This is a genomic window from Caulobacter sp. FV2ye17ST (genome assembly GCF_058680955.1).
The window spans coordinates 1664469-1691075 of the sequence record NZ_CM178727.1; the positions used below are offsets into that span (position 1 = coordinate 1664469).

At 67.8% G+C, this 26607-nt stretch carries 26 protein-coding genes; 9 read left to right on the top strand and 17 right to left on the bottom strand.

The window, feature by feature from the left end; translation table 11 throughout:
• The first annotated feature begins 320 nt into the window (after positions 1-320).
• Positions 321-2486 (top strand): ergothioneine biosynthesis protein EgtB, encoded by a 2166-nt coding sequence (gene egtB / locus ACW17V_RS08110; protein WP_492108335.1) that lies wholly within the window; start codon positions 321-323, stop codon positions 2484-2486.
• A 67-nt stretch (positions 2487-2553) separates the two neighbouring features.
• Here the strand turns inward: egtB and ACW17V_RS08115 are convergent, their stop codons facing one another.
• Together ACW17V_RS08115 and ACW17V_RS08120 are read right to left on the bottom strand one after the other, a co-directional pair.
• Positions 2554-2751 (bottom strand): con-10 family general stress protein, encoded by a 198-nt coding sequence (locus tag ACW17V_RS08115; RefSeq protein WP_419321155.1) that lies wholly within the window; start codon positions 2749-2751, stop codon positions 2554-2556.
• Between the two features lie 9 nt (positions 2752-2760).
• A complete protein-coding gene (locus ACW17V_RS08120) occupies positions 2761-2925 on the bottom strand; it encodes a hypothetical protein (RefSeq protein ID WP_492108756.1) in 165 nt (54 codons plus the stop codon).
• A 189-nt stretch (positions 2926-3114) separates the two neighbouring features.
• Between ACW17V_RS08120 and ACW17V_RS08125 the strand changes: the two genes are divergently transcribed.
• Positions 3115-3717: a DUF1345 domain-containing protein gene (locus ACW17V_RS08125; RefSeq protein WP_492108336.1), complete on the top strand. Its 603-nt coding sequence runs from the start codon at positions 3115-3117 to the stop codon at positions 3715-3717.
• Here the strand turns inward: ACW17V_RS08125 and ACW17V_RS08130 are convergent.
• The 5 genes from ACW17V_RS08130 to ACW17V_RS08150 all read right to left on the bottom strand — a co-directional run bounded on the left by ACW17V_RS08130 (position 3714) and on the right by ACW17V_RS08150 (position 9359).
• Positions 3714-4409, bottom strand: a complete 696-nt coding sequence (locus ACW17V_RS08130; RefSeq protein ID WP_492108337.1) for an EF-hand domain-containing protein — start codon at positions 4407-4409, stop codon at positions 3714-3716. The two genes, ACW17V_RS08125 and ACW17V_RS08130, sit on opposite strands and share 4 nt — an antisense overlap.
• Positions 4410-4508: 99 nt before the next feature.
• Complete coding sequence (locus tag ACW17V_RS08135; protein ID WP_492108338.1) at positions 4509-5936, bottom strand: ATP-binding protein; 1428 nt, start codon at positions 5934-5936, stop codon at positions 4509-4511.
• Positions 5933-6697, bottom strand: coding sequence for a response regulator (locus ACW17V_RS08140; RefSeq protein WP_492108339.1), 765 nt, complete (start codon positions 6695-6697; stop codon positions 5933-5935). The genes ACW17V_RS08135 and ACW17V_RS08140 overlap by 4 nt, the downstream gene beginning before the upstream one ends.
• Before the next feature lie 125 nt (positions 6698-6822).
• A complete protein-coding gene (locus ACW17V_RS08145) occupies positions 6823-7542 on the bottom strand; it encodes an MBL fold metallo-hydrolase (RefSeq protein ID WP_492108340.1) in 720 nt (239 codons plus the stop codon).
• 188 nt (positions 7543-7730) lie between these two features.
• Entirely contained in the window at positions 7731-9359 is a 1629-nt protein-coding gene (locus tag ACW17V_RS08150; RefSeq protein ID WP_492108341.1) for an amino acid permease, read from the bottom strand.
• Between the two features lie 100 nt (positions 9360-9459).
• Here ACW17V_RS08150 and hrpB point away from each other — a divergent pair, with 100 nt between their 5' ends.
• Positions 9460-11934 carry an ATP-dependent helicase HrpB gene (gene hrpB, locus ACW17V_RS08155; RefSeq protein WP_492108342.1) on the top strand — a complete coding sequence of 825 codons (2475 nt, stop codon included), beginning with the start codon at positions 9460-9462 and terminating at the stop codon, positions 11932-11934.
• 349 nt (positions 11935-12283) lie between these two features.
• Here the strand turns inward: hrpB and ACW17V_RS08160 are convergent, their stop codons facing one another.
• The 3 genes from ACW17V_RS08160 to ACW17V_RS08170 are packed head-to-tail and all read right to left on the bottom strand — an operon-like array spanning position 12284 to position 15304.
• Positions 12284-13087 (bottom strand): TrmH family RNA methyltransferase, encoded by an 804-nt coding sequence (locus ACW17V_RS08160; RefSeq protein WP_492108343.1) that lies wholly within the window; start codon positions 13085-13087, stop codon positions 12284-12286.
• 3 nt (positions 13088-13090) lie between these two features.
• Complete coding sequence (locus ACW17V_RS08165; protein ID WP_492108344.1) at positions 13091-14017, bottom strand: RsmD family RNA methyltransferase; 927 nt, start codon at positions 14015-14017, stop codon at positions 13091-13093.
• Between the two features lie 18 nt (positions 14018-14035).
• Entirely contained in the window at positions 14036-15304 is a 1269-nt protein-coding gene (locus tag ACW17V_RS08170) for a glycosyltransferase family 2 protein (RefSeq protein ID WP_492108345.1), read from the bottom strand.
• Positions 15305-15625: 321 nt separating this feature from the next.
• Here ACW17V_RS08170 and ACW17V_RS08175 point away from each other — a divergent pair, with 321 nt between their 5' ends.
• From ACW17V_RS08175 to ACW17V_RS08190, 4 genes are read left to right on the top strand one after another with little or no spacing between them, the layout of a single operon-like run.
• Positions 15626-16261 carry a TetR/AcrR family transcriptional regulator gene (locus tag ACW17V_RS08175; RefSeq protein WP_492108346.1) on the top strand — a complete coding sequence of 212 codons (636 nt, stop codon included), beginning with the start codon at positions 15626-15628 and terminating at the stop codon, positions 16259-16261.
• A 42-nt stretch (positions 16262-16303) separates the two neighbouring features.
• On the top strand, positions 16304-17077 hold the full coding sequence (locus ACW17V_RS08180; protein ID WP_492108757.1) for an ABC transporter substrate-binding protein: 774 nt from the start codon (positions 16304-16306) through the stop codon (positions 17075-17077).
• The gene (locus tag ACW17V_RS08185) at positions 17014-18060 is read left to right on the top strand and encodes a FecCD family ABC transporter permease (protein ID WP_492108758.1); all 1047 of its coding nucleotides are present in this window, start codon (positions 17014-17016) and stop codon (positions 18058-18060) included. The genes ACW17V_RS08180 and ACW17V_RS08185 overlap by 64 nt, the downstream gene beginning before the upstream one ends.
• The gene (locus tag ACW17V_RS08190) at positions 18057-18812 is read left to right on the top strand and encodes an ABC transporter ATP-binding protein (RefSeq protein WP_492108347.1); all 756 of its coding nucleotides are present in this window, start codon (positions 18057-18059) and stop codon (positions 18810-18812) included. Before ACW17V_RS08185 ends, ACW17V_RS08190 begins: the two co-directional genes overlap by 4 nt.
• A gap of 2 nt (positions 18813-18814) precedes the next feature.
• Here ACW17V_RS08190 and ACW17V_RS08195 read toward each other — a convergent pair whose 3' ends face one another.
• Positions 18815-20899: a lytic transglycosylase domain-containing protein gene (locus ACW17V_RS08195; RefSeq protein WP_492108348.1), complete on the bottom strand. Its 2085-nt coding sequence runs from the start codon at positions 20897-20899 to the stop codon at positions 18815-18817.
• Positions 20900-21167: 268 nt separating this feature from the next.
• Between ACW17V_RS08195 and dapA the strand changes: the two genes are divergently transcribed.
• Positions 21168-22052, top strand: coding sequence for a 4-hydroxy-tetrahydrodipicolinate synthase (gene dapA, locus ACW17V_RS08200; protein WP_492108349.1), 885 nt, complete (start codon positions 21168-21170; stop codon positions 22050-22052).
• Positions 22052-22510, top strand: coding sequence for an SsrA-binding protein SmpB (smpB, locus tag ACW17V_RS08205; protein ID WP_492060567.1), 459 nt, complete (start codon positions 22052-22054; stop codon positions 22508-22510). The genes dapA and smpB overlap by 1 nt, the downstream gene beginning before the upstream one ends.
• 108 nt (positions 22511-22618) lie before the next feature.
• Here the strand turns inward: smpB and ACW17V_RS08210 are convergent, their stop codons facing one another.
• The 6 genes from ACW17V_RS08210 to ACW17V_RS08235 all read right to left on the bottom strand — a co-directional run bounded on the left by ACW17V_RS08210 (position 22619) and on the right by ACW17V_RS08235 (position 26462).
• Complete coding sequence (locus tag ACW17V_RS08210) at positions 22619-22954, bottom strand: hypothetical protein (protein WP_492108350.1); 336 nt, start codon at positions 22952-22954, stop codon at positions 22619-22621.
• 8 nt (positions 22955-22962) lie between these two features.
• Entirely contained in the window at positions 22963-23277 is a 315-nt protein-coding gene (locus ACW17V_RS08215; protein ID WP_492108351.1) for a hypothetical protein, read from the bottom strand.
• A gap of 155 nt (positions 23278-23432) precedes the next feature.
• Positions 23433-23648, bottom strand: coding sequence for a hypothetical protein (locus tag ACW17V_RS08220; protein ID WP_492108352.1), 216 nt, complete (start codon positions 23646-23648; stop codon positions 23433-23435).
• A 153-nt stretch (positions 23649-23801) separates the two neighbouring features.
• Positions 23802-24857, bottom strand: a complete 1056-nt coding sequence (locus tag ACW17V_RS08225; protein WP_492108353.1) for a DUF2891 domain-containing protein — start codon at positions 24855-24857, stop codon at positions 23802-23804.
• Positions 24835-25791, bottom strand: coding sequence for a DUF979 domain-containing protein (locus tag ACW17V_RS08230; protein ID WP_492108354.1), 957 nt, complete (start codon positions 25789-25791; stop codon positions 24835-24837). The genes ACW17V_RS08225 and ACW17V_RS08230 overlap by 23 nt, the downstream gene beginning before the upstream one ends.
• Positions 25788-26462, bottom strand: coding sequence for a DUF969 domain-containing protein (locus tag ACW17V_RS08235; RefSeq protein WP_492108355.1), 675 nt, complete (start codon positions 26460-26462; stop codon positions 25788-25790). Before ACW17V_RS08235 ends, ACW17V_RS08230 begins: the two co-directional genes overlap by 4 nt.
• Between the last annotated feature and the right edge of the window lie 145 nt (positions 26463-26607).

The window sequence follows — 26607 nt, forward strand, 5'->3', positions numbered from 1 at the left end:
GCGCCCTGGGACGGCGCGGATAGACTGTCTCGTCCATGACAACGTTGTCGCTTTCTGGATTGGCGAAATGTTGCCCGTTAAGTATCCGCGAGGAGAACGCGGATGATATTTACCGGAACGGGCGAAGGCGCAGCCTTTTGGTCAGGGCCCGGCAGGGGGCGGGGTCGCGGGAACTGCGTCGCCGCGCCATCGTCGTCGGTAGCGCCGCGCGACGGGATTCAGCGCGGCTATTGAAACTCTGCCTTGGAACACCCAAGCTCTGGGCACGTTGTCCTCGGCCGGGTCTCGTCAAAGCCCGGTCTTGGCCGCCAGGAGAGCGCATGAGCCCGGACGACCTGCACGCTTCGGAGGCCGTCCAAGCGTCCGCCGCGAGAGACCTGGAACGCTATGAGGCGGTCCGACGTCGCACGGAGGCGCTCGCGGCCCCTCTGACAGCCGAAGATCAGGCGGCCCAATCGATGGCCGACGCCAGTCCGACCAAATGGCACAGGGCGCACACGACCTGGTTTTTCGAGACCTTCCTGCTGATCCCTTACCTGGCCGACTATGCGGTGTTCGATCCCCGCTTCGGCTACCTGTTCAATTCCTACTACGAGGCTCTCGGACCCCGTCAGCCAAGGCCGGCTCGGGGCATGCTAACACGTCCCTCGACCGCCGAAGTCGGCGCCTATCGCGCCCACGTCGATGCGGCGATGGACCGGCTGCTGTCGGGCCCGCCATTGACCCGGGAAGCCCGTGAGCGTCTGGACCTGGGGCTTGCCCATGAGGAGCAGCATCAGGAGCTGATCCTGATGGACATCCTGCACCTGTTCGCCCAGTCGCCGCTGGACCCGGTCTATCAGGTCGAGACGGCGCGGCGCGGCCAGGAGGCGCTGGATCCGCAGCGTTTTGTGCCGTTCGAGGGCGGCGTGGTCGAGATCGGCGCCGGCGAGACAGGCTTTGCGTTCGACAACGAGCGCCCGCGGCACAAGACCTATCTGGCGCCCTATCGATTGAGCGACCGTCTGGTGACCAACGGCGAGTGGATCGCCTTCATCGAGGCGGGCGGCTACGCCAGGGCCGAGCTGTGGCTATCCGACGGCTGGGCGCGCGTGGTCGAGGAAGGCTGGGCGGCGCCGCTCTATTGGCGCCGGGAAGAGGACGGCTGGTCGGCCATGACCCTGACCGGGCGTCGCCCCGTTGAACCTGGCGAGCCGGTCTCGCACGTCAGCTATTATGAAGCGGCGGCCTATGCGGCTTGGTCGGGCCGGCGGCTGCCCACCGAGGGCGAGTGGGAAGCCGCCGCGCGCGCGCCGGGAGCGGGCGGTCTGCGCCAGCTGCATGGGCATGTGTGGCAGTGGACCTCCAGCGGTTACGCCGCCTATCCCGGGTTTCGCCCAGGCGCCGGAGCTTTGGGCGAGTACAACGGCAAGTTCATGGTCAACCAGATGGTGCTGCGCGGCGGTTGCGCGGCGACCCCGCCCGGCCATACGCGGGCGACCTATCGCAATTTCTTCCACCCTGAGAAGCGCTGGGCTTTCGCGGGGGTTCGGCTGGCCGACGACGCAGAAGTCCTGGACGCTCCGGGCGACAACCACTTCCTGGACGATGTGGTGAAGGGTCTGTCCGCCCACCCAAAGACGCTGCCCAGCAAGTATTTTTATGACGCTGAGGGCTCCCGGCTGTTCGAGGCGATCTGCGATCTGCCGGAATACTACCTGACCCGCACCGAGACCGCGCTGCTGCGCCAGATCGCGCCGGAAATCGCCGCGCGGATTCCCGATGACGCGGCGCTGGTGGAGTTCGGCAGCGGGGCCAGCGTCAAGACCCGGATCCTTCTGGACGCGGCGCCGCAACTTTCGGCCTATGCCCCCATCGATATCAGTCAGAGCGCGCTGGATGAGGCGGCGGCCGCGATCAAGGCCAGCTATCCGTCGCTGACGGTGGCGCCGCTGGTCGACGACTTCACGCGGGCCTTGCGGCTGCCGTCGGCTGTGGCGGGGCGCGTCGCGGTCGGATTCTTTCCGGGCTCCACCATCGGCAACTTCCCGCCGGCCGAAGCCGAGGACTTCCTGCGTCGGGCGGGCGAATTGCTCGGCGATGGCGCGATGATGGTGGTCGGCGCCGATGTGGCCAAATCCGCTGAGGTGCTCATCCCGGCCTATGACGACGCTCAGGGCGTTACGGCGGCCTTCAATCTGAACGTCCTGACGCGGATCAACCGCGAGCTTGGCGGCGATTTCGACCTTGCAGCCTTCGCGCACCAAGCCGTCTGGAACGACCAGGAAAGCCGGATCGAGATGCATCTGGTGAGTGTGAAGGCCCAGCGAGTGAAGGTTGGAGGACGGATCTTCGACTTCGCGGCGGGAGAAACCATCCACACCGAGAACTCGTACAAGTATCGTCCCGCGGCTTTCGAGGCGATCGCCCAACGGGCGGGTTGGTCTGTTTCGCGCAAATGGGAAAGCGCTCAACCCGCGTTCGGCGTTTATGTCCTGAACCGATAGGCTGGACATACGAAAGCGCGCTGGATCGGGGGATCCAGCGCGCGTCGCTATTGTTCAGGTCTTCAGGTCAGTCGCCGGGGCGCAGATTGCGGGAAGAGGATCCACCCTTGCGACCTGCGTTGGCGGCGAGATCGCGGTCCTTGGCGAAGCTTCGCTTCTCGCTGGGAACGCTGGCCCCGCCTTTGCGCGCGATCTCGCGGCGACGTTCAGGGTCCATGGCGGCGAAGCCGCGGCGGCCACGGGGCCGTTCGCTGTCGAGGTCCATACGGTGCTCCTAATCGATACTGGTCACGGTCGACGAACGGGGCGCGGCGTCATAGGGACGGTCGTCCCCAGGATCGACCGGTGACACGGGTGGGGGCAGTTCATCGGGCGTTGACCCCGGGTCGTATTCCGGAGGCCGTGGCTCGACAGGCGGTGGTGCGTTGGGGTCGGTCATGGCGTCGTGTCCTGCGCGTTCCATGACGTAACCAGCGAAGCCACGTTCGGTTCACCTCAAAGCGTGAGTAAATGCACGCAACGGGCGTAAAGCCCGTCAGGCAAAGGGATTGAGAGCTTGTCGAAACCCGCGAGATCCAGAACGGCGACCTATATCGCGGCTCCCCACTGGCGCCTCGGAGCGGGCTGCGTGGTGGGTCTGATCACCTGGGCGGCGGCCTTCTGGCTGCAGGCTCCGAGAGGGTCGCACCTGTTGCTGGGCTGGGACGGGGCGGCCATCGCCTATCTGTTCCTGACCTGGCGGATGTTCCTGCGCGCCGACGAGGCCGAGATCCGCGATCGGGCGGCTCAGGACGACGAGGGGCGGTCAGTGCTGCTGCTGATCGTGCTGGCCGCCATCGTCGCCAGTCTGGGCGCGGTGGTCGATGCGATGGTCGCGGCGCGGACCGCGCAGGGTCTGGCCAAGTCGCTGATTGCCGCCAGCGCGGGCGCGACCCTGGTCCTGTCGTGGCTGGTGCTGCAGTCGGTCTTCGTGCCGCACTATGCCCATCGTCATTTCGGCGACGGCAAGAGCAAGGGCGGCATCGGTTTTCCCGGCGAGCCGCCGACCAGCTACATGGATTTCGTCTATCTGGCCTTCAGCGTCGGCGCGACCTTCCAGGTGTCGGACAACACCATCCTGACCTCGCGCCTGCGCCGGCTGGTGACGGCCCATGCGGCGACTGCCTTCGCCTACAACACCGCCATCCTGGCTCTGGGCATCAACATCATAGCCAGCGTGGTGGGCGGCTAGCGGCGCCGTTCCTGGACGGGGGTGGCGGGCAGTTCCTCCACGCGCAGGAGTGCGTCCTTGTCCGTATCCAGCAGCGCAAAGCGCGACTTGGCCGCCCTGACGGCTTCGTCCCTGGAGATGCGACGGTTGAAGTCCGCGTCGGCCCCCATGACCGGCTGGGGCTCGGCCAGAAGGGCATAGGGCGCGGCCCCTTGCAGGGCGCCGCCGACCAGTCCGCCGCGCTTGCGGGGCGGGCCATCGCCGCCGCCAGGAGGACCGCCACGTCCGCCTCGTCCTCCGCCAAGAGGCATGTTGACCCCCTGCAGGATTTCCGGCGCGATGTTTCGCTCATAGGCCGAGACCTCGAATCCGTCGATCACGCCGTCCTTGTCCGTGTCGAGCACGATGAAGAAACGACCGGCGTCAGCGACGAACTCATCGCGCGACAAGGCGCCGTCATGGTTGGCGTCCGCGGCGGAGAACCATGCCGCCACGGGGTAGGGCGCTTCGGCCGCAGCGCGGAACGGCTCGCCCGCCGGGCTGATGAAGAGTTGAGGGCGAGGACGCCGTGGGCCGTCTTCGCCGCCTTCGCGGGGCGGCGGTCCGAAACCACGACCGGGCTTGGGCTCATCTTTGCCACCGGACGCCGCGTGCGCGACCGACGACAGGAGCAGGGCGGCCAGAATGGCGGTGGTCGCAATGCGAGATGTCATGAGGAACTCCTTCCCCCGGCATCAAGCGCGGCGAGATTGCCGGGGAATGTCAATCGCCAGACCGAGCCTTGCACATCCGCAACAAAGCGGCGCCTGGGGTTAGATCGGCAGGCGAACACAGGCGCGAAGGCCGCCCTCGGGACGGTTGACCAGGGTGACGTCGCCGCCATGGGCCCGAGCCAGCGAGCGCACGACCGCCAGCCCGAGGCCGATGCCGCCGGTTTCGCGATTGCGCGAGGGCTCGCCGCGGAAGAACGGCTCGAACACCCGCTCCAGCTCGGCCGCGGGAATGCCGGGGCCATCGTCGTCGATCTCGATGATCGCCATGTCGCCGTCGGCGAACACGCGGCCGCGCGCGACGTGACCATATTTCAGGGCGTTTTCGACCAGGTTGACGACCAGCCGCTTCAGCGCGATCGGATCGCCCTCGATGACGATCTTTTCGGCCCGTTCGACCGTAGCCTGGCCGCCGGTCTCGGCGGCTTCGTCGACCACGCTCTCCAGCAGGGAGGCCAGCTCAAGCTTGGTGCGTTCGGCGGGGCGGGTGGTGTCGCGGACGAACGCCAGGGCGGCCGAGATCATGGCCTCCATCTGGTCGATATCGGCGGCCAGCTTGGCGCGCACGTCGTCGGGCGTCGCCTCGATGCGGAACCGCAGGCGGGTCAGGGGCGTGCGAAGGTCGTGGGCGATGGCGCCGATCATCGCTGTCCGGTCCTCGACATAGCGGCGCAGGCGCTCCTGCATCATGTTGAAGGCGTTGGCGGCGGCCACCACCTCGGTCGAGCCGGAAAGCTCCAGCGGCGTGGCGCGCGGATCGCGGCCCAGGCGCTCGGCGGCGTCGGCGAAGGCGGTGATCGGCTCGGCTAACCGACGGGCGAACAGCCAGGCCAGGGGCGCGACGGCCAGCACCGACAGCACCAGGATCAGCAGCACCCGCTGCTGCCAGCTGTCGAAGCGGAAGGTGGGCTTGGGCTCTACCACCACCCAGCTGCCGTCGCTCTGGCGGACGCCCAATTTGAAGTCGCCGAAAATGAAGGGCTCGTCGCGCGCCGGCCCGGGCCGTGCGCCGCGCTCGCCGGGCGGCGGCAGTTCGCGGGCGATGAACTGATCGCGCGGTCCCCCGGGACCTGTATGACCGCCCGGCCCGCCAGGCCGGTCATTGGGGTTGGCCTTGAAGCGGCGAACGAAGAACCGCGGGCCGTTGTCTGTGACGATCTCGATCCGCGCCGGCGCCACATCAATGGCGCGGCCGATGCCGGCCTTGAACTCTGCTCGGCGAGCGGAATCCGGGCCGCCGGAGGCCATCTTGGTGCGGGCCTGCACCACCAGGGGGCGGCCGTCGCGCGGTTGCACCGTCTGGCCGGTCTTCAGGGCGCGCGTGATCTCCGACAGCCGATAAAGCTCTGGCGGTGGCGGCGGCAGGGTGAAGATGACGGCGATGGCGATCAGCTGCGCCGCCACCAGGGTCAGCGTCACCAGCCCCAGCGCCTGCACGAACAGGGGCGCGCCGCTGCGGCGCTGGCTCATGGCGTGCGAAGGACCTTGGCGGTGAACATGTAGCCCTCGCTGCGGATGGTGCGGATCAGTTCGCTACCGCCGCCATCATCCAGCTTGCGTCGCAGCCGGCTGATCTGGACGTCAATAGCGCGATCATAGGCGTCGGAATCGCGACCGCGAGCAAGATCAAGAAGTTGGTCGCGGGTCAGCACCCGCTGGGGGCGCTCCACGAAGGCGCGGAGCAGCGAGAACTCACCGCTGGACAGGTTCACGACCACCGATTGCGGCGAGCGCAGCTCGCGGCGCACCAGGTCGAGCCGCCAGCCGGCGAACTCGCAGGCCGCGCCCATGCCGTCGTCGCTGTTGCGAGGCTCCTGTCGCCGGCGCAGCACGGCGCGGATGCGGGCCAGCAGTTCGCGCGGATTGCAGGGCTTGGGCAGGTAGTCGTCGGCGCCGAGCTCCAGACCGACGATACGGTCGGTTTCCTCGCCCATGGCCGACAGCATGATGATCGCCGGGCCGTCCTGCGCCGAAAGCCGGCGGCAGATGGCCAGGCCGTCCTCGCCGGGCAGCATGATGTCGAGCACCACCAGATCGACCGGCCCTCGAGCCAGGACCTGTTCCATGGTGCGGGCGTCGGAGGCGGTGTCTACCGCGTAGCCGTGTCGTCCCAGGAAGTCGGACACGACGTCACGAATGCCAGGGTCGTCATCGACGATGAGAATCCGCGACGCCGCGCTGCGCGGGGCCTCCGGGTCGGCTGCGGGGCCGGTTTGTGGGATGGTCTCCATGAGACGCTCCTGTCATGTCCCCGTGGCGTCCAGATTTCACGCTTGAAACAGCCGCGCAACCCGATGGCGCGATTTGGGCCTCAATCGGCAGCGGGCCCTGGCGAAAAAGAGGTTTAAGCCTGCCTCTAGCCTGGCGAGTTGTTCTTCGGAATCGCGAAGTCGGCGCCCTGGATGTTCTGGGCCTCGATGGCCAGGTCGCTGACATAGGGATTGCTACGCCGCTCGGCCGCGAAGCTGGACATCGGCCCGTGGCCGGGCACGAACCGCACGTCGCCACCCAAAGGCCACAGCTTCTGGGTGATGGAGTCCAGCAGGTCCTGGTGATTGCCGCGCGGGAAGTCGGTGCGGCCGATGGAGCCCTGGAACAACACATCGCCCACCTGGGCGAAGCGCGCCTCGCGGTGGAAGAAGATCACGTGGCCCGGCGTGTGGCCGGGGCAATGCAGCACTTCGAACTGGGTTTCGCCCAGGGTGACCACGTCGCCATCGTCCAGCCAGCGGTCGGTCACGAAGCTGCGGGCTTCGGGAATGCCGTACATCTCGCCGGACATCTGAATCTGGTCGATCCAGAACTGATCGTCCTTGTGTGGGCCCTCGATGGGGACCCCGGTCAGACGCTTCAGCTCGGCCGCGCCGCCGGCGTGGTCCATGTGGCCGTGGGTGATCCAGATCTTCTCCAGCGTCAGGCCCTGATCGGCGATGGCCTTCATCAGGCGCGGCACCTCGCCGCCCGGATCGATGACGGCGGCCTTCAGCGTTTTGGCGCACCAGACGATGGTGCAGTTCTGCTGCAGGGGCGTGACGGGCGCGATGACGGCGCGGATGGGAGGCTGGCTCTGGTTCACGGGAACTCCCGACCTGCCCGCATAGCGGGCGGGTCAATCTGAATATCAGAGCGTGATAGCCGCCGAAACCGGTGTCCACTTTCGGCGATCACGCTCGCTCGCCGACAACATAGGCCCTGGGGAGCGCCCAAGAAAGAAGGCCCGGGATTGCTCCCGGGCCTTCGATCGATTTCGACAAGGAAGATGGTTTACTTCACGTCGTCCACGCCGCGGCCCATGGCCTCGGCCGGCGAGTTCATGTCGGTGTCCTCGGTGATGTCGATGCCCTTGGCGAGCTTCGAGTGCCAGAAGCCGTAGGCGATGTAGATCACCGCGCCGACCGCCGCATAACCGCCCAGGATCATCAGGGGCAGCGGGTTGTTGTTCATCGCGTGAACGATCATCGGCTGGAAGTTCTGCCAGGCCAGGAACAGACAGGCCAGGATACCCAGCACGGCCGTGAAGATGCCGCCGGGCACCTTGAACGGACGCGGCATGTCGGGGTGCTTGATCCGCAGATAGATCACCGACAGGCAGACGATCGAGAAGGCCACGGCCGTGCCCAGCGACACCAGGTCGCCCAGCAGGCTGATCGGGAGGAACGAGGCGGCCACGGCGATGACGACGCCCAGCAGGATCGTGCCCAGCCAGGGCGTGCGGAACTTCGGGTGGATTTCGGCGAAGACCTTCGGCAGCAGGCCGTCGCGGGCCATGGTGTAGAAGATCCGCGTCTGGCCGTAGCACAGCACCAGCATGACCGAGGACAGGCCGGTGATCGCGCCGATCTTGATGGCGAAGCTGATCAGGTTCAGCTTGCCGCCTTCAGCGGCGGCATAGGGAACGTCGGCCCATTCCAGACCCATGCGATCGATGGCGACGGCGATGGGGGCCGGGCTGGCCAGTTCCTTGTAGGGAACGACGCCGGTCATGACGGCGGCGACGGCCATGTAGATCAGGGTGCAGATGACCAGGGCGCCCAGGATGCCGATCGGCACGTCCCTGGAGGGGTTCTTGGCTTCGGCCGCAGCGGTCGAGACCGCTTCGAAACCGACATAGGCGAAGAAGATGATCGCCGCGCCGCGGAAGATGCCGGTGACGCCGAACTCGCCGGGCTGGCCGGTCGGCTCGGGGATGAAGGGGTGCCAGTTGGCCGGGTTGATGTACTGAATCCCGACCGCGATGAAGACCAGCAGCACGATCACCTTGATCACGACGATGGCGTTGTTGACGTTGGCCGACTCGCTCACGCCCAGCACCAGCAGGGCCGAGACCATGGCGATGCCGATGGCGGCCACGATGTTCAGGGTGCCGGTGAGCGCGAAGGTCGTGCCGCCATCAGGGGTGGCGACGGCCTGGATCAGCGGGGTTGCCCACATGGGGGCGTCCGCGCCGGCGACCATGATGGTCGGGAAATTCACCCCCAGCGCATGCAGGGTGCTGACGACGTAGCCCGACCAGCCGACCGCGACGGTCGAGGCGGCGACGCCGTATTCCAGAACTAGCAGCCAGCCCATGATCCAGGCGAACACTTCACCCAGGGTGCCGTAGGCGTAGGTATAGGCCGAGCCGGAGACCGGCATGGTCGAGGCGAGTTCAGCGTAGCACAGGCCGGCCAGGCCGCAGGCGATGCCGGCGACGATGAACGACAGCATGATCGCCGGGCCGGCATTTGCCGAGGCCACCTGACCGGTGAGCACGAAGATGCCTGCGCCGATGATGGCGCCGATACCCAGGCTCATGAGGTTGATGGGACCCAGCGTTCGTTTCAGCTGGCTGTGCGCGGCCTCCTTCTGGATGCTCGCAATCGACTTCTTCAGGAACAGCCTGTTTCCGGCCATGTGTTTCTTTTCCCCAACGACCAGCGAACCCCCGCTAGTCAGGCATTGGGCCGGGACGTTAGTCAGAGAGGCGTCCTCGCGCAACGCCTTGCGGTGACGGATGCCGTTTGAGGGTCTATGCCTCCCCCTGATGCTGCCGATCGAGAATGTCCTGCCCGCGCTCAAGGCGGCGCTGCTCGCTTCCCATGCGACGGTGCTCGTGGCCCCGCCTGGTGCGGGCAAGACCACGGCTGTTCCCTTGGCGCTGCTGGGCGAGCCCTGGGTCGGCGGGCGCAAGATTATCGTTCTTGAGCCGCGTCGGCTGGCCGCCCGGGCCGCCGCGACCCGTATGGCGTCCACCCTGGGCGAGGCGGTTGGTGAAACCGTAGGCTTTCGCGTGCGGCTGCAGTCGAAGGTCTCGGCCCGCACCCGCATCGAGGTGGTGACCGAGGGCGTCTTTACCCGGATGATTCTCGACGACCCGGGTCTTGAGGGCGTCGCCGCCGTTCTGTTCGACGAATTCCATGAGCGCAGCCTCGACGCGGACCTCGGCCTGGCCTTCGCGCGCGACGTTCAGGGCCTGCTGCGCGACGACCTGCGGCTGCTGGTGATGTCGGCCACGCTGGATGGGGCGCGCGTGTCGTCCCTGCTGGGCGACGCGCCGGTGATCGAGAGCCAGGGGCGGATGTTCCCCGTCGACACCCGCTATCTCGGCCGCGACGACCGCCTGCGGCTGGAAGAGCGGGTCGGCCGCGCCGTCGAGCGCGCCCTGAGCGAGGAAACCGGCAGTCTGCTGGTCTTCCTGCCGGGGCAGGGCGAGATCCGTCGTGTCGAAAGCTGGCTGGCCGAACGCCTGCGTCGGCCCGATGTCGATCTGGCCCCGCTCTATGGCGCGCTTGACCCCGCCGTGCAGGACCGCGCCATCGCCGAAGCTGCGCCCGGCCGGCGCAAGGTGGTGCTGGCCACCTCGATCGCCGAGACCAGCCTGACCATCCAGGGCGTGCGGGTGGTGATCGACTGCGGCCTGGCCCGCGTGCCGCGCTTTGACCCGGCCAGCGGCATCACCCGGCTCGACACCGTCCGCGTCAGCCGCGCCGCCGCCGACCAGCGGCGGGGCCGGGCAGGGCGCACCGAGCCCGGCGTCTGCTACCGCCTGTGGGACGAGCCGGAAACCCGCTCGCTGCCCGCCTTCGCCCGGCCCGAGATTCTGGAGGCCGACCTGTCGCGTCTGGCGCTCGACCTGGCCCGGTGGGGCGCGCGCGACGCCTCGGGCCTGTGTTTCATGGATCCGCCGCCGGCCGCCGCCTTTGCCGAGGCGCGCACCCTGCTGCAGCGGATCCAGGCGCTGGACGACCACGGCGATCTCACCACTCACGGCAAGGCCCTGGCCGAGATGCCCTTGCCGCCACGCATCGCCCATATGGTGGTCCGCGCCGCTGCGTCCGGGCAGGCGAGGCAGGGGGCAGAGGTTGCCGCGCTTCTCACCGAGCAGGGGCTGGGCGGTCGCGACATCGACCTGCGTCGGCGACTGGAGAACCTGGGCCGTGACCGTTCGCCCCGCGCCAGGGATGCCCAGGCCCTGGCCGACCGCTGGGCCAGGGCGGCGGGCAAGCCTTCGGGCGCGACGCCGCTGGACGAGGGTCTGATGCTGGCCGAGGCCTATCCCGAGCGCGTGGCCCGGGCGCGCGGCAAGCCCGGCGAGTTCCAGCTGGCCGGCGGGCGCGGCGTCTATATGGAGCCCACCGATCCCCTGGCCCGCGAGACCTGGCTGGCCGTGGGCGAACTGGGCGGCGGCGACAGTCGCGACCGCATCCTGCTGGCCGCCGCCGTCGATGAGGTGGCCCTGCGCGAGACCTTCGCCGACCGGCTGACCGCTGAGGACCGCCTGGAAACCAGCCCCGGCGGCAAGGTGCGCGCCAAGCGGCTGCTGCGGCTGGGCAAGCTGGTGCTGGAGGAGCGGCTGATCGACAAGCCCGACCCGGCCCTGATCGCCAGCGCCCTGCTGGATCAGGTTCGCTCTGAGGGGCTGTCAGCGCTGCGGTTGGGCGATGGCGTCCAGGGCCTGCGCGATCGCGTCGCCTTCCTGCGGGGACTGGACGGCGATGTTTGGCCTGACCTGTCAGACGCCGCGCTGCTGGAGCGACTGGATGAATGGCTGGAGCCGCTGCTGCATGGCCGCTCGTCGCTGTCGGCGGTGGACGAGAGCACTCTGGATGGCGCGATCCGCTCGCTGATCCCCTGGGATCTCCAGCAGAAGATCGAAGCGGCCCTGCCGGCCCGCTTCAAGGCTCCGACCGGCACCACTGTGGCCATCGACTACGCCGCCGAGGCCGGGCCGCGCATCGACATCCGGGTGCAGGAGCTTTTCGGCCTGACCGAACATCCCAGCATCGCCGGCGGCAAGATTCCGCTGGTGCTGTCGCTGTTGTCGCCGGGCCACAAGCCGATCCAGATCACGCGGGACCTGCCGGGCTTCTGGAAGGGCTCCTGGCGCGAGGTGAAGGTGGAGATGAAGGGGCGCTATCCGCGCCATGTCTGGCCGGATGATCCGGCGGCCGCCGCGCCGACGACGCGGGCGAAGCCTCGGGGGACGTAAATATCGCGGTCAGGGCCGAGGCGGCTGGTCGTCCGAATTGTGTTCGGGTTTCAGTAGCCATTGGAATGGCCACCAATCGGACTTGCCGCCTCGTCCGCATCCTACGCACTCAGTGGGCACAGGAATCCAAGGAGCAACATATCCGCGCCCGTTGTCCAAGATGTGCTTTGCGCAGCGGGGACACCTGACGCTATTGCCAAGTACCAGCCAAACGAACGGAAAGCCCAGCCAAAGAAAGTAGCCGAGGACCCGAGTCTGTTCTTCGCCTGCCAGGCTCATCCCGACCAGCACCACAAAGAGTATGCTTCCACCTATACGGTAGAGCCAGCGCATACGACTGCCCTCCGATTTACCCCGTCACCGTGTAGATCATGATCCCCGTCGCCACCGACAGGTTCAGGCTGTCGGCCCGGCCGCGCATCGGGATCTTGACGTTGACGTCGCACGCCGCCGCCAGTTCCGGCGGCAGGCCCTGCTGTTCGTTGCCCATCAGGATCAGCGACGGCTTCACGTAGTCGGCGCTCTTGTGGTCGACGGTGGCGGTCAGCAGGGTGCCGACCACCGAGCCGGGCCAGGTCTCGCGCCAGGCCAGGAATTCCTGGATCGTGGCCTTTACGATCTTGACCGCGAAGATCGAGCCCATGGTCGCCCGAACGCCTTCGACCGAATAGGGATCGACGCAGTCGCCCACCAGGATCACCCCGCCGCAGCCTGCCGCGTCGGCGGTGCGGATGACGGTGCCCAGGTTGCCCGGGTCGCGCACGGCCTGCATGGCCACCCAGCAGGGCGCGCTTTGCGGGACGATGGCGTCCAGCGGCGTGAACACCTGCCGGAAGACGCCGACCACGGCCTGCGGATTGTCGCGGCGCGAGACCTTCTCGAGGATTTCCCGATTGACCTCAATGACTTCGCCGCCGGCCTTCAGGCAGGCCTGCGAAGCCTTTTGCAGCATCGGATGATCTGCGGCGTCGCGGCCGTACATGATGATCTTGGGTGCATGACCGCAGTCGATGGCCTCGATGACGATCTTCAGGCCCTCGGCCAGGAAGAGGCCGCTCTCCTCGCGCTCCTTGCGCATGTGCAGGGCGCGGACGGCCTTGACGGTGTTGTTGGAGAGCGAGGTGACGGTCTTGGCCGGGTTGGGGGCGTTCATCGCTTAAGCCTCCCCAACGCTGTCTTGGGAAGACCAGCGCGCAAAGAACGACAGGCCGATCTGGCGGTCGCCCTTTTCCTCGACCAGCGACAGCTCGCCCCAGTCGATGACGCCGCTACGGCCGTCCAGCATCTGGGACAACAGGCCAGACATGGCCGCGCCCGACACGCGGGCCGCATAGGCGTTCATCAGCAGGAACGAGGCGTCGTCGGACAGCAGCTGGGCGCAGTTGGCGGTCAGCTCGGTCAGGTCCTCGAACAGGCGCCAGACCTCGCCGTCGGCGCCGCGTCCAAACTTCGGCGGATCAAGGATGATGCCATCATAGACATTGCCGCGACGCACTTCGCGGGCGACGAACTTTCGAGCGTCCTCGACGATCCAGCGGATCGGCTTGTCCTCAAGCCCGGCGAAGGCGGCGTTCTCGCGGGCGAAGCCGACCGATTTTTTGGAGGCGTCGACATGGGTCACGGCCGCGCCGGCGGCGGCGCAGACCAGTGAAGCCACGCCCGTATAGCCGAACAGGTTCAGGATCTTGGGCTGGCGACCTGAAGCCTTGGCGAAGGTGCGCACGCGCTGGTCCTGCCAGGCCCAGTTGGCGGCCTGTTCGGGGAAGAAGGCCAGGTGCCGGAAAGGTGTGAACTGGCCGTGGAATTTCGCCTCGCCCCAGGCTAGGGGGAACTTCTCGATGGGCTTGCCCTTGAAGCGCCAGCGGCCGGCCTCGTCCTCGTCGGAGGGGTCGAACACCGCGTCGGCGTCGTCCCAGGCCTTGGCCGGCAGGCGGGGCGACCAGAAGCATTGGGGCTCGGGGCGTACGACCGTGTAGGGGCCATAGCGTTCCAGCTTTTTGCCGTTGCCGCTGTCCAGCAGGGCGTAGTCGCTCCAGCCGGTGGTGCGCATCACGATGGGGGCGGGGGCGATCGTCGGGCTCATCGCCTCGCCCATACGCTTTCAGGGTGTTGGCCGTCCAGTGCGCGGCGTGTGTGAGGTCTTGTCCCAGCGATGCGGCGCAACGAAGAATTGCCATATCGCCCGGGGCGAGGCGAAGACCCACATCATCCAGTAACCCGCCATGCCAAACAGATGCAGGAAGCGTGGGCGGTCGCCTGACCGCAGCACGCCAACCGCTGCGCAGACCGCTGAAGCCATCCAGCCGAACATGTAGAGCGTCAGGTCGGCGCCAGAGATCGACGGTTCGCCATCGGCCAGCCAGTTCACCGCCACGCCGACGCCGGCGATCAGCATGGCCGGAGCATGAAGGTTGGAGGCGGCGATTGGAACGCCAAGCGTCACGATCAGGGCCAGCAGGCTGCGCGGCCGCCTCCGGGTCTCGCCCCTGATATGAACGGCGAGGGTTTGCAGATGCCCCTTGATCCAGCGCGCCCGCTGCGGCCCCCACTGATCCAGTGACGTCGGGGCGGTCTCCAGGGTTGGGCGCTCGATGACATCCAGCCTGTAGCCCGCCGAGGCCAGACGAAAGCCGATGTCGGCGTCTTCGGTGACATTATAGGCGTCCCAGCCGCCGACCGTCTGCAAGGCCGAGAGCTTGAAGTGGTTGCTGGTGCCGCCGAGCGGAAATGGCAGGCCCCAACGCGCATAGGCCGGCAGCAGCACCTGGAACAGCGCGGCGTATTCCAGTCTGAACTGCTCGGCGATGAAGGCGAGATAGCGCGGCGTCTCGACCCGCAGGGGCGCCTGCAGACAGGCCAGATCTGCCGTGTCCGACGCGAACCGCGCCGCCGCCTCGCGCAGTTGCAGCGGATCGGGAGCGTCTTCGGCGTCGTAGATGACGACAAGTGATCCCTTGGCCAGCGCCAGGGCGATATTGCAGGCTCTGGGCTTGGTGCGTGGCAAGCCCGGTGGGGCCACCAGCACCTGGATGAAGGAGGGCAGGTCCAGGGCGTGAAAGGCCGAACGGGTCGCCAGATCGTCCGCCTCCAGAACGATCAGGGCCTGTAGCCGGTCACGTGGATAGTCCAGTCGGGCCAGATTGCCGACCAGTTCGCGGGCCACTTCCGCCTCGCGATAGAGCGGCACGATGAGCGTGTAGTGGGGCAGGGCGTGATCTGCCAGCGCGGGGCAGTCTCGCTTGCGCGGTGGTGTCAGAATGGCGGCCAGCCGGATCACCGCGCCAGCCACGAAAACGCAATAGAACAGACCGTAGAGCCCCCAGATCAGGAGACCGGGCGACAGCAGGCCGAGCGCCAAGATCCCTGACATGAAGACCACTGCCGTTGCTCTTTGCCACCGCCCAAAAGTGACATGGGCGCCTTCAGCGATCCGAGCGGCGGGTGGTGCGATATCGTTCAGGACAAAGGGAATGGCCGTGACGGTCCCCTCGGGCGCCATGCCCCTTTCTTCGCGCGCCATGTCGCCCCCCGGCCGGTTCGCTCGATCTTCAGGCGATTACTAGATGAACACAACCCATAGCTGTCAAACATAAAAACACGCGTTTTAGGTTTGATGCCGTGCCGCCTTGCGACGGCTGGGTGATTCCCGTTTAGTATCGGAAGTTGGGGAAACGCAGGGGACATGCCGGTCGTGACGCTTGTTTTGAAGAAGCCGCACAAGTCCGCCCGTAAGCCGAAAGGCGACGGGCACTTGCGTCGCGGCGAAATCCTTGCGGCCGCCGAGAAGATTTTCATCGCCGAGGGCTACGCTGGCGCGACCATCCGCAAGATCGCCGACGCGGTCGGGGTGTCATCCACCGCGCTCTACATGCACTTTCGCGACAAGGACCAGATCCTGCTCGAGATCAGCGATGGCGCGATCGAGCGGCTCCTGAACCTCAATACCGACATTGGCGGCCGGCCCATCGACCCCGTTTCGCGGGTCCGGCTGATGCTTGAGGCCTACATGCGTTTTGCGCTGGAGAACCCCAACACCTATGAGCTGGTGTTCTGTGGTTCCGGGGCCAGCATTTCGGTCGACAAGCAGGCGGGCACACTGGAACTGGGGGATCGCTGCTTCGAGAAGTTCAGCGAGCCCTTCCGCGAGATCGCCGCCGCCGGTCGCTTGCGGTCGGGCACGGCGCAGAGCGCCGCCGAGGTGCTGTGGGCCGGTTGCCATGGTCTGGTGTCGCTGCTGATCACCAAGCCGAACCGCACGTGGTCTTCGTCTGAGGAACTGATGGGCGTCATGCTGGATGGGCTGCTGAACGGCCTGGTCACGGACTGAACCGTGTCGATCGTGCGTGTGCTCGGCGCTGTCGCGGTGGCGATGGTTTTCGCTCCTCTGACCGTCGCGGCGAGCCCGCGTGTGATGTCACTGGATTCCTGCGCCGATCAGTATGTCCTGGCCCTGGCCCCTCGGGAGACCATCGTCGGCCTGTCGCATCGGGCCGGCGCGCCGGATTCCTATATGCGCAAGGCTGCGGTCGGCCTGCCGCTTCGCCGCGCCACGGTCGAGAGCCTTGTCGCGGCGCGGCCCCAGGTCGTGGTGCGCCATTGGGGCGGCGACGCCCGGCTGGTTTCGGCGCTGGAGCGGCGCGGCGTCCACACGGTCAGGATCGATGACGCCGCCGACTTCGATGGCGTCCGCGCCAATGTCCGGCGCGTCGCCGGCGCCCTGGACCGCAAGGCGGCCGGCGAGGCGCTGATCGCGCGCATGGACGGCCAGCTCAAGGCCTCTGCCGGCTCTTGGCAGGGGCAAAGCGCCCTCTATCTGACGCCGGGCGGCTATACGGCGGGCAGCGGCACCCTGATCGACGCCATGCTGAAGGCCTCGGGCCTGTCGAACGCCAGTGCTGGGCCGTTCTTCAGCCCCGTGCCGCTGGAAAGCCTGGTGATGACGCCGCCGCGCGCGGTGGTTCTGGGCTTTTTCGACCTGACCCGCGCGGGCTCCGACCGTTGGGGCGCCGGGCGTCACGCGGCGCTCAGGCGCGCCACGGAAAACCGCACGATTGCTTCCCTGTCTGGCGCGGTGGTGGGCTGTCCCGCCTGGTTCGCGGCGGATGGGGTGGCGCAGCTGGCTCAGGCGCGGACCGCGCGATGAGCCTACTTCGCCTCTGCCTCGCCATGCTGGGCCTGCTGATTCTGGCGGCCATTGTCGCCGTGCTGCTTGGGGAAACCCCGCTGGCGCCTGGCCAGTACCTGCAGGCCGTCAGCCATCCTGGCTCGCCGCCCGGAGAAGTGCTGTGGACCATCCGCGCGCCGCGTGTCGCCATGGCCGCGCTGGTGGGCGCCGCGCTGGGTCTGGCGGGCGCGACCATGCAGGGCTTGCTCCGCAATCCCCTCGCTGATCCGGGCGTGCTGGGCGTCTCGGCGGTGTCGGGGCTGGGCGCGGCCCTGGCTATCGCGGGCGGCCTGGCCGCGGTTCCGGGCGCCATCGAACTGGCCGCCCTGCTGGGCGCGCTGGTCGCCGGCGGGGCAGTGGTGGCCATCGCCGCGCGTTTGCGCGAGCCCGAGGCCCTGATCCTGCTGGGCGTGGCCATATCGGCCTTTGGCGGGGCCCTGACCGCCCTGGTGTTCAATCTGGCGCCATCGCCGGTCGCCATCGCCGAGGTGCTGGCCTGGCTGATGGGGTCGGTCGAGAACCGCGACTGGACCGACAGCCTGCGCGCTCTGGTTCCCATGACGATCGGCGCCGCCCTGTGCTTCAAGGCCGGGCAAGGGCTGCGCATGCTGACCCTGGGCGAGGAGGCGGCCGCGATGTCGGGTCTGCCGATGTCGCGCCTGCGGGTCTACGCCGTGGCCGGCGCCGCGCTGTTGACGGGGGCCGCCGTGGCAGGAGCCGGGGTCATCGGCTTTGTCGGTCTGGCCGCGCCGCACATGGTGCGGGCGCTGGTGAAGGACGATCCGCGCCAGATCCTTTGGCCCTCTGCCCTGGCGGGCGCTCTGCTGCTGGTATTGGCCGATTTGGCGGCGCGCCTCGTTCCGACCGACCAGGAGCTGAAGCTGGGCGTGGTCACGGCCCTGTTCGGCGCGCCGGCCTTCGCCCTGCTGGCCTGGCGGGCGTCGCGGAGTTGGCGCGCATGACGGCGGCCTGGACCCTCAGTGGCGTCAGCGCGCGGCAGGGCGGCAAGCTGGTGCTGGACGCCGCCAGCCTGACTATCAGCCCCGGCGAGGTCGTCGGTGTCGTTGGCCCCAATGGCGCGGGCAAGACCAGCCTGCTGCGGGCGGGGCTGGGTCTTCTGTCCCGGCTTGAGGGCGAGGTCTGGCTCGGCGATCGGCGTCTCGAGGCCCTGAGCGCTGAGGCTCGCGCCGCGCGCGTGGGCTATCTGCCCCAGGATCGGCGACTGGCCTGGAACCTGTCCGCCGAACGGGTCGCCAGCCTGGGCGCGGTCGATCTGCCTGACGCCCAGGCGCTGGACGTCGCGCGTGAACGACTGGCGCGGGTCGGCGCGGCCGAGCTGGCGACGCGCGGCGTGCTCGACATGTCGGGCGGCGAGCGGGCCAGGGTGCTGCTGGCCAGGTTGCTGGCCACGCGCGCGCCGTTGCTGGTGGCCGACGAGCCGATCGCGGGCCTGGACCCCGACGCCCAGCTGTTGACCCTGGATCTGCTGCGCGCCGCGGCCGCCGCGGGCGCGGGGGTGGTGGTGACGCTGCACGACCTCAGCCTTGCGGCGCGCTGCTGCGACCGTCTGGCGGTGATCGATGGCGGTCGGGTCGTGTCGGAAGGCGCGCCGGGCGTCGCTCTGTCGGCCGAGATCCTGGCGCGGGTGTTCAGGCTGGACGGCGCGCTGGTGGAAACGCCGGCGGGACCCGTGCTGGCCGCCCGCCGACTTTAACGTCAGGGCTGGGTCGCGGGCGCGTAGGCCTGGGCCACCGACGGCGTGTAGACATAGCCGCCGCGCTTGAGCTCCCGCGACAGGGTCAGCGGCGTGCTGCCGCCATTGAGGCGCGCGCGATAGACCATGGTCGTTTCCAGGGTCCGCATCACATAGTTGCGGGTTTCCGAGAACGGAATGCACTCGATAAAGTCGAGGGGATCCGTCGTGGCCCCGCGCGGGTCGCCGCACTGGTTGACCCATGCGGCGGGTCGCCCGGGACCGGCATTATAGGCGGCGGCGGCCATGATGTAGGAGCCGCTGAAGTTGTCGACCATGTCGCCCAGATAGGTCGAGCCCAGACGCATGTTGTACGAAGCGTCCGACAGGCGATCGACCGAATGGCGCTCGCCCAGCTGGCGGGCGACGATGGCGGCGGTGGGCGGCATCAGCTGCATCATCCCGCGCGCGCCGACGCCCGAGCGGGCGTTGGGGTCGAAATTGCTTTCCTGGCGCGAGATCGAATAGACGAAGGCGGTCTCGGCCGCGCCGGGGCCCGGCGTGAAGTGGTGGTCCAGCAGGGGATAACCGCGCTCGGGCAGGATGAAGCCCCGCTGGGCCGCGGTGCGCACGGCGCGCATGCCCAGGTCCTGATCGCCATAGCCGCGCGCGAAGTCGACCAGCAGGGCCGATTCCTCGGCATTGGGCAGGTTGTCGTCGATGAACAGCACCAGGGCGCGGAACTGATCCTTGGCCCCGATGTCGGCCAGCATCCGCGCGGCGCGCACCAGCTCGCGGCCATGGAAGCGGGCGCGGTCAGCCTGGGTGACAACCGGGTCGCGGTCTAGCTTCAGCTCGGTCAGGCCGGCCTTCTCGGCCGACAGCTGGCCATAGAAGGTGGTGATGTGGCGGGCGCCCTCGGAATAGAAGGACTGGGCGGCGATGGGGTCGCCCTGGGCCTCGGCGGCGCGACCCTGCCAGTACAGCGCCCGGCCCTTGGTGATCGGCGAGGCGCCGATGGCGGCGATGGCGGCGAAGTGGCGAGCGGCCGCGTCGGGCTGCCTCAGCTTGGCCAGGGCGATCCAGCCGGCATAGAACTCGGCCTCGGCGGCGTCGGCGCCGACAGACAGGCCGGTATTGGCGGCGGCAGCATAGGCGCCGTTGCTGTCACCGGACTTCAGGGCCGAGACAACCAGCGCCCGGCGCTCCTTCCAGATCGCCGTGGCGGCTTCGTCGGTCGGAGGCGGTGAGGGGAAATTGCGCACCAGCTGCAGCGCGAAGCTGTCCAGGCCGCGCCGGCGCAGATAGGCGGCGCGCTCGAACACCACGCCAGGGGCGGTCTGATCGCCGGGACCCAGGGTCTCGAACATCGATGTGGCGCTGGCGGCGTTCTGGCGGAAGGCGATGCGAACGCGGGCGGCGGCCTGCTGGTCGGCGGGCAACAGATCCACCAGGTCGCGCGTCGCCGGGCCCTGCTGGCCATACAGCAGGATGTCGGCGCGGCGGGCGTAGTCGTCGGCGGTCAGCATCGTCCCGAAGCGGGCGGCCATGCTGCGCTGGGCGTCGGCTTCGAACACCCTGTCGCGCCAGATGCGGCGGATCAGGTCGACGGCCTCTTGTTGCCGGCCGCTGGCCTGATAGGCCGAGGCCAGGGCCATGGCGCCTTCGGCCGTGGCGGGTTGGCCGCCGCCGAACCAGGCGATGATCTGGGCGGGGCTGAGGCCGGAGACCGACAGCTGCTTTTCGGCGGCGCTCTCGCGACGGCCCGAGCGTGGCCAGCCGGCCAGGTCGCGGCGCGCCGAGTCGAGTTCAAAGAAGCTCATGGCCTCGGCCGAGCTGTCGACCAGGGCCCACAGGGCGATCTTGCGGGCCACCGGGTCCTGCAGGCTGCTCATCGCCATGCGGGCGCGGCTGACGTCGCCGCCGCGGGCGGCCGCCAGCGCCATGCGCAGGTTCTCGGCCTCGACGTCGGACACCGTGCCGGGAATGGCGGTCGGCGGGGTGGTGACCAGGGCGGGGGTCGACGACGACGGCTGGTACGGAACCGGGCCGGACGTCTGTGCGCCCGCGACGCTGCCGAGCAGCACCAGGCCGGCGCTTCCGAACATGATCCGACGCAACACTGAAGCCAAAACCCGTTCTCCTTCACGCACCGTCGAATCGAGCCGACAGCCGCTTATGCGATCCATCAGGCCTCAAGACACCTAAGGAACGGTTTTTCTGAGGCCTCTAGGGCTTGACCCTTGGGGCTGGGCCCATCAAACCGCTGCCTGCTCCGACGCACCGGTTGCGGGACGGCGGGGCGGCGACATATTGTCCGCTCCCATCGTCTGGCCGCAACCTTCGCGGCGCCCTTCTCACGGCAAATTGCAAGTTATGGTCCATTCTCCGTTCAAGGGCGTTATTCCCGCCCTGATTACGCCCTTCCGCGACGGCGCCGTGGACGAAGCGGCCTTCGTGGCGCTGGTCGAGCGCCAGATCGCGGGCGGCGTGCATGGTGTCGTGCCGGTCGGCACCACCGGTGAAACCTCGACCCTGAGCCATGACGAACACAAGCGCGTGGTCGAGCTGTGCGTTCAGACCGTCAAGGGCCGCGTGCCGGTGATCGCCGGCGCGGGCTCCAACTCGACAGACGAAGCCATCGAGCTGGCCGCTCACGCCAAGGCGGTGGGCGCCGACGCCGCCCTGGTGGTGACCCCCTATTACAACCGTCCTAGCCAGGAAGGCCTGTATCGCCACTACGAGGCGATCAACAACGCCGTCCAGCTGCCGGTGCTGGTCTACAATGTGCCCAGCCGGGCCAGCGTCGACATCTCCAACGAGACCCTGGCGCGCCTGGCCAAGCTGCCCAACATCATCGGCATCAAGGACGCGACCGGTGATCTGGTCCGGGCCAGCATGCAGCGGATCCTGTGCGGTCCTGACTGGGTGATGCTGTCGGGCGATGATCCCACGGCCCTGGGCTACATGGCCCATGGCGGCCATGGCGTGATCTCGGTGACCTGCAATGTCGCGCCCGAGGCCTGCTCGGCCTTCATCAACGCCTGCCTGAAGGGCGAATGGGAGACCGCGCTCTATGGCCAGGATCGCCTGGTCCAGCTGCACAAGGCGCTGTTCCTGGATTCCTCGCCCGCGCCGACCAAGTTCGCCATGGCCCATCTGGGCCTGTGCCAGCCCGACGTGCGCCTGCCGATCGCGCCGTGCGCCGACGCGGTGAAGCCGGCGATCCTGGAGGCCATGCGCGAGGCGGGTCTGGTCTGATGACCAAGCCGATCGCGGAGAACCGGCGCGCCCGGTACGACTATTTCATCGAGGAAACCTTCGAGGCCGGCATCATGCTGACCGGCACCGAGGTCAAGTCGCTGCGCGTCGGTCGAGCCAATATCGCCGAGTCCTACGCCTCGGTCGAAGGCAAGCAGATCAAGCTGATCAACGCCGACATACCGCCTTACGGCCACGCCAACCGCTTCAATCACGAGCCGCGCCGGCATCGCACGCTGCTGCTGCACAAGAAGCAGATCGAAAAGCTGATCGGCGCCGTCCAGCGCGACGGCCGCACCCTGATCCCGCTCAAGCTCTACTGGAACGAGAAGGGTCTGGCCAAGCTGGAGATCGGCCTGGCCAAGGGCAAGAAGAACCACGACAAGCGCGAAACCGAAGCCGCCCGCGACTGGCAGCGCGACAAGGCGCGGCTGATGAAGGGCGACCGGGGCGACTGAGCCTTCGGCTATCCGGGCGCGAGGACCAGAAGGCCCAACGCCACCCCGGACAGGAAGCCGGCGGCGACGATCACGGACACGGTCTTCAGGGTGTGGGACAGGCTGCGGTCAGCCATGGGCCGCGGGCCTCATGTGCTGTCTGAGAAAATCATAGGCGTCGGCGGTCAGGGACCACACGCGCGGTCCCGAGACGAAGGCCGCCATCCGCCCCTCCGATTCGGCCTGCACGCAGTGCAGCTCCAGGGCCAGGGTCAGTTCATGCTTCAGCGCCTCGGACGCTTCCGGCGCGCCCCTGCGGCGGGCGATGTTGTCGATCACCAGTTTTCGCGGCGCGACGCCGTCCAGCGCGACCAGGGCTTCAGCGATCTCACCGATCTGCGGCGAGAAGAGGCCGTTGCTGATGAGGCGTTTTCTGCGGGCTTGCGCCAATTCATCCATGGGCACGGTAGACCTCATGATTGCGGGCAGGGGGCGTTCGGCCCGTACGGCGTGGTCGGATTTGTCTGAAACACGCGCGCGAGTGTTCCCTCGTCGAAAAGCGTCGCGCAGATTGTCAGGGCTTTGAGATAGGCGTCTTCGATATTGCCAAAGCAGCCTTTCAGAAGGCCTTCCTCGGTGACAAGCCAGCCGGCGGGCGTGGCGATCACTTCGATCTTGCGGCATTTGCCAAGATCTTCATCACGATCTCGGTCTGACATATCGTATTCCCTAAATTTATGGCGCGGCTTACTGAAATTTCCGCGCTTCTGGGCCGTATAAATAGCCATGCTCACTGTCATATATTTGAAATCGATATTAACCAAAAAGCTTACCGCCTATATCGGGCGGGTTGAATGCTCAAAATGGGCGCGACAAAGCAGAGCTCGGGATGCGGCTTCGCTAAAGGAAATCTTTGGAGCCGTGCGCCGGCTGAAGCGCGGCCTCAGGCGTGCAGGGACGGAGACTGCCTGACGCACGCGCGCACGCCGGCGTCGAACAGTGCGTCGCAGATCGCCAGAGCGTTCTTGTAGGCGGCTTCAACGTCTTCAAACCGGCCCATCGTGCGGCCTTCTTTCGCGACCACCCAGCCGGTGGACGCCTCGATCACTTCGATACGTTGATAGGATTTGGCGTCGTCGCTGAAAGTATCGCACCGCATGGAGGCACTCGATCTTACTGTAAAAGGGGCGCCAATCCCTGGGCCTTGTCCAAGATTTGCAAGGTAGCGTTAACGCCGGTCGCCCGGCGCTAAAAGTCAAACACTGTAAAATCGCGCGGGACTCTACCGGATGCGGGGTTCCGGCGGGGGCGTTCAGCCGTTGGTCAGGGCCAGCATCGCGAACGTCGCCAGCCAGTGCTCGCCCATATAGTCGCCGGCCACATGCGGCACGGCCGCGGTCAGGTGCGACATGGCGGCGTTGATGACCAGGGGCTTGGCGGGGTCGAGTTCGGGCAGGGCGCCGGCCAGGGTTCGCCAGCACCAGGCGCGTGACAGGTTCAGGCCATCCAGATGGGCGATCTTGCCGTCGGTGCGGTCGCTGACGCGGGCGGGCGTGAACAGGGTCACGGGCTGTTTGCGGGCCAGATCGGGCAGGAAACGCACGAACCAGATCTCGAAGGTCTCGCGCGGCAGCAGCCGGCGCATGGCCTCGGCCTCGATCAGGGCCGGCGAGAGGAAGTCGTCGCCCGAGGGCTCCCAGGCCTGACAGGCGGCGTCCTGGCCGTACCAGATCATCGCCTTGGTGGTCAGGAGCTGGCGGAAGACGGCGTTGCCGGTCATGTCGGCATATTCCGACGCCAGGACCAGGGCAAAGGCGGTGTTGGTGTGAACGCCCGCGCGCACCGGATAGTCGGCCAGCGGCAGGAAGGCCTCGAAGCGCTCGACGAAGACCCTGGCCAGCGGCGCGTGGCGCGCGGCCCAGGGACGATCTCCGTGCCGCATCAGTTCGGCCTGCAGCATCAGGCTCCAGGCCCAGCCATAGGGCCGCTCGAAGCCCCGGCTTTCGGGACGGGCCAGATAGGCGATCTCGGCGGCGACCTTCTCCTCGGTAAAGGCGTCGTCGAACAGGGCGATGATCGTTTCAGCCTCGGCCATCTCGGGGCGGGCCCGCAGCAGGGTGGCCAGGAGCCAGTAGCCGTGGACGCAGGAGTGCCAGTCGAAGCTTCCAAAGAAGATCGGGTGCAGGTCGCGGGGCGTGCGGGCGTCGGCGTCGCCGGCCAGCACATGGTCCAGCTTGTTGGGATATTCGCGCGCGATGTGGCCCAGGGCGATCTTGGCGAAGCGTGACGCCGTGGATTGCGCCAGGCTTGGGCGGGCCAGACTCGGAGGGGCAGGGCTGGGGGCGCTAGACCCTGAAGGCGAGGACATTCATCAGGACCATGTTGATGACCAGCATGAGGACGGCGGTCGGCGCCTGGGCGCGGATCACGCCGTAGCGGTCCTTCAATTGCAACAGGGCCGCCGGCACAAGGTTGAAGTTGGCGGCCAGCGGGGTCAGCAGGGTGCCGCAGAAGCCCGACAGCATGCCGATGGCGCAGACCACGGCCGGATCGCCGCCGAACCGGCCGATCACCAGGGGCAGGGCGATGCCCGCGGTCATGACCGGGAACGCCGCGAAGGCGTTGCCCATCAGGATGGTGAAGCCGGCCATGCCCAGGCAGTAGGCGGCAACCACGGCGAAGCGACTGTCGACCGGCGTCCAGGCCACGGCCAGGTCGCCGATGGTCTTGCCCACCCCGGCCAGGGCGAAGACGGCGCCGAGCGCCGCCAGCATCTGCGGCAGCAGCGCCGCCCAGCCGACCAGGTCCATCAGGCGACGACCTTCCTGCAGGGGCGAGGAGGGCGGCTGCCTGAACAGCGCCTGGGCCAGGATCGCCGCGACGATGGCGGCCAGGGCCAGAGAGATCAGGGTCGCATGCTTGGCCTCGACCAGCGGCGCGCCGTTCAGGGTCAAGGCCTTGAAGGCGAACGTGCCGATCAGCGTGATCAGCGGGATGACGAGCGCCGGCAGGAAGAGCCGGGCGCCCAGCTTTTCGGCCAGGATCTGGCGTTCTTCCGGCGTCGTGGTCTTTGGTGCGCCGACGCCCAGCTGGCCGGTTCCCGCCAGCAGGGCCAGGCCCAGCACCAGGAAGCCGTTGCCCAGGTCGCCCAGATGATCGCCCAGCAGGAAGCTGACCGAGACCAGGGCCCAGAACGCGGCGTTGCCCCAACGCCGGGCGTTGGTCCTGTCGCCGGCGCTCAGCAGGGCGAAGGCGGCGAACATGGCGCCAGCGATCAGATAGACCAGCGGCAGGCCGATCATGCGTCGGCTCCCGTCCTGGTCGCAACCAACTTGCGGTCAAACAGCAACAGCCGCGCGCCATGCACAAGGAAGGCGGCGATGGCGGTCGGAATGGCCCAGACCGACAGGTGCAGCGGCTCGACCGTGATGCCGCTCTGATCCAGGAAGCCGACGATCAGCAGGATCGAGCCGATGGCCATGAAGATGTCCTCGCCAAAGAACAGTCCGACATTGTCGGTGGCGGCGCTCATGGCCTTGATGCGCTCGCGAGACGGCTCGTCGACGGGACCAGCATTTTCGGCGGCGGCTTCCGCCATCGGCGCGACCAGGGGGCGGACGGTCTGGGCATGGCCGGCCACGTGGGTCAGACCCAGGGCGGCCGTGATCTGGCGCAGGGCCAGATAGGTCAGCAGGAGCTTGCCCGCGCTCGCCCCCTTCAGGCCCTGGATCGTCATGCGGGCCCGCTCCTGCAGGCCAGACCGCTCCAGCACGCCGATGGCCGGCAGAACCAGCCAGGCGATGGTGACATAGCGGTTGGTGTTGAACGCCTTGCCGAAGGCGGCCAGCACCTCCAGCGGGCCGAGACCCGCGGCCATCCCGGCGGTCAGGGCCGCGGCGACGACCACCAGCAGCGGATTGAAGCGCAGGGCGAAGCCCACGACGATCACCGCCACGCCCAGAAGGGTCAGCATGCTTGAAGGTCTCCCGCCCGACGATTCCCCGCAGACCGTCCTCCTGCTGACCGTCGGGCGTGCGGAGACGGCTGGCAAGTCCTGGCTTCCGTGAAGACGCGTACTTGACGCTGGACGCCCCCGGCGCGACCTTCAACTCAACAAT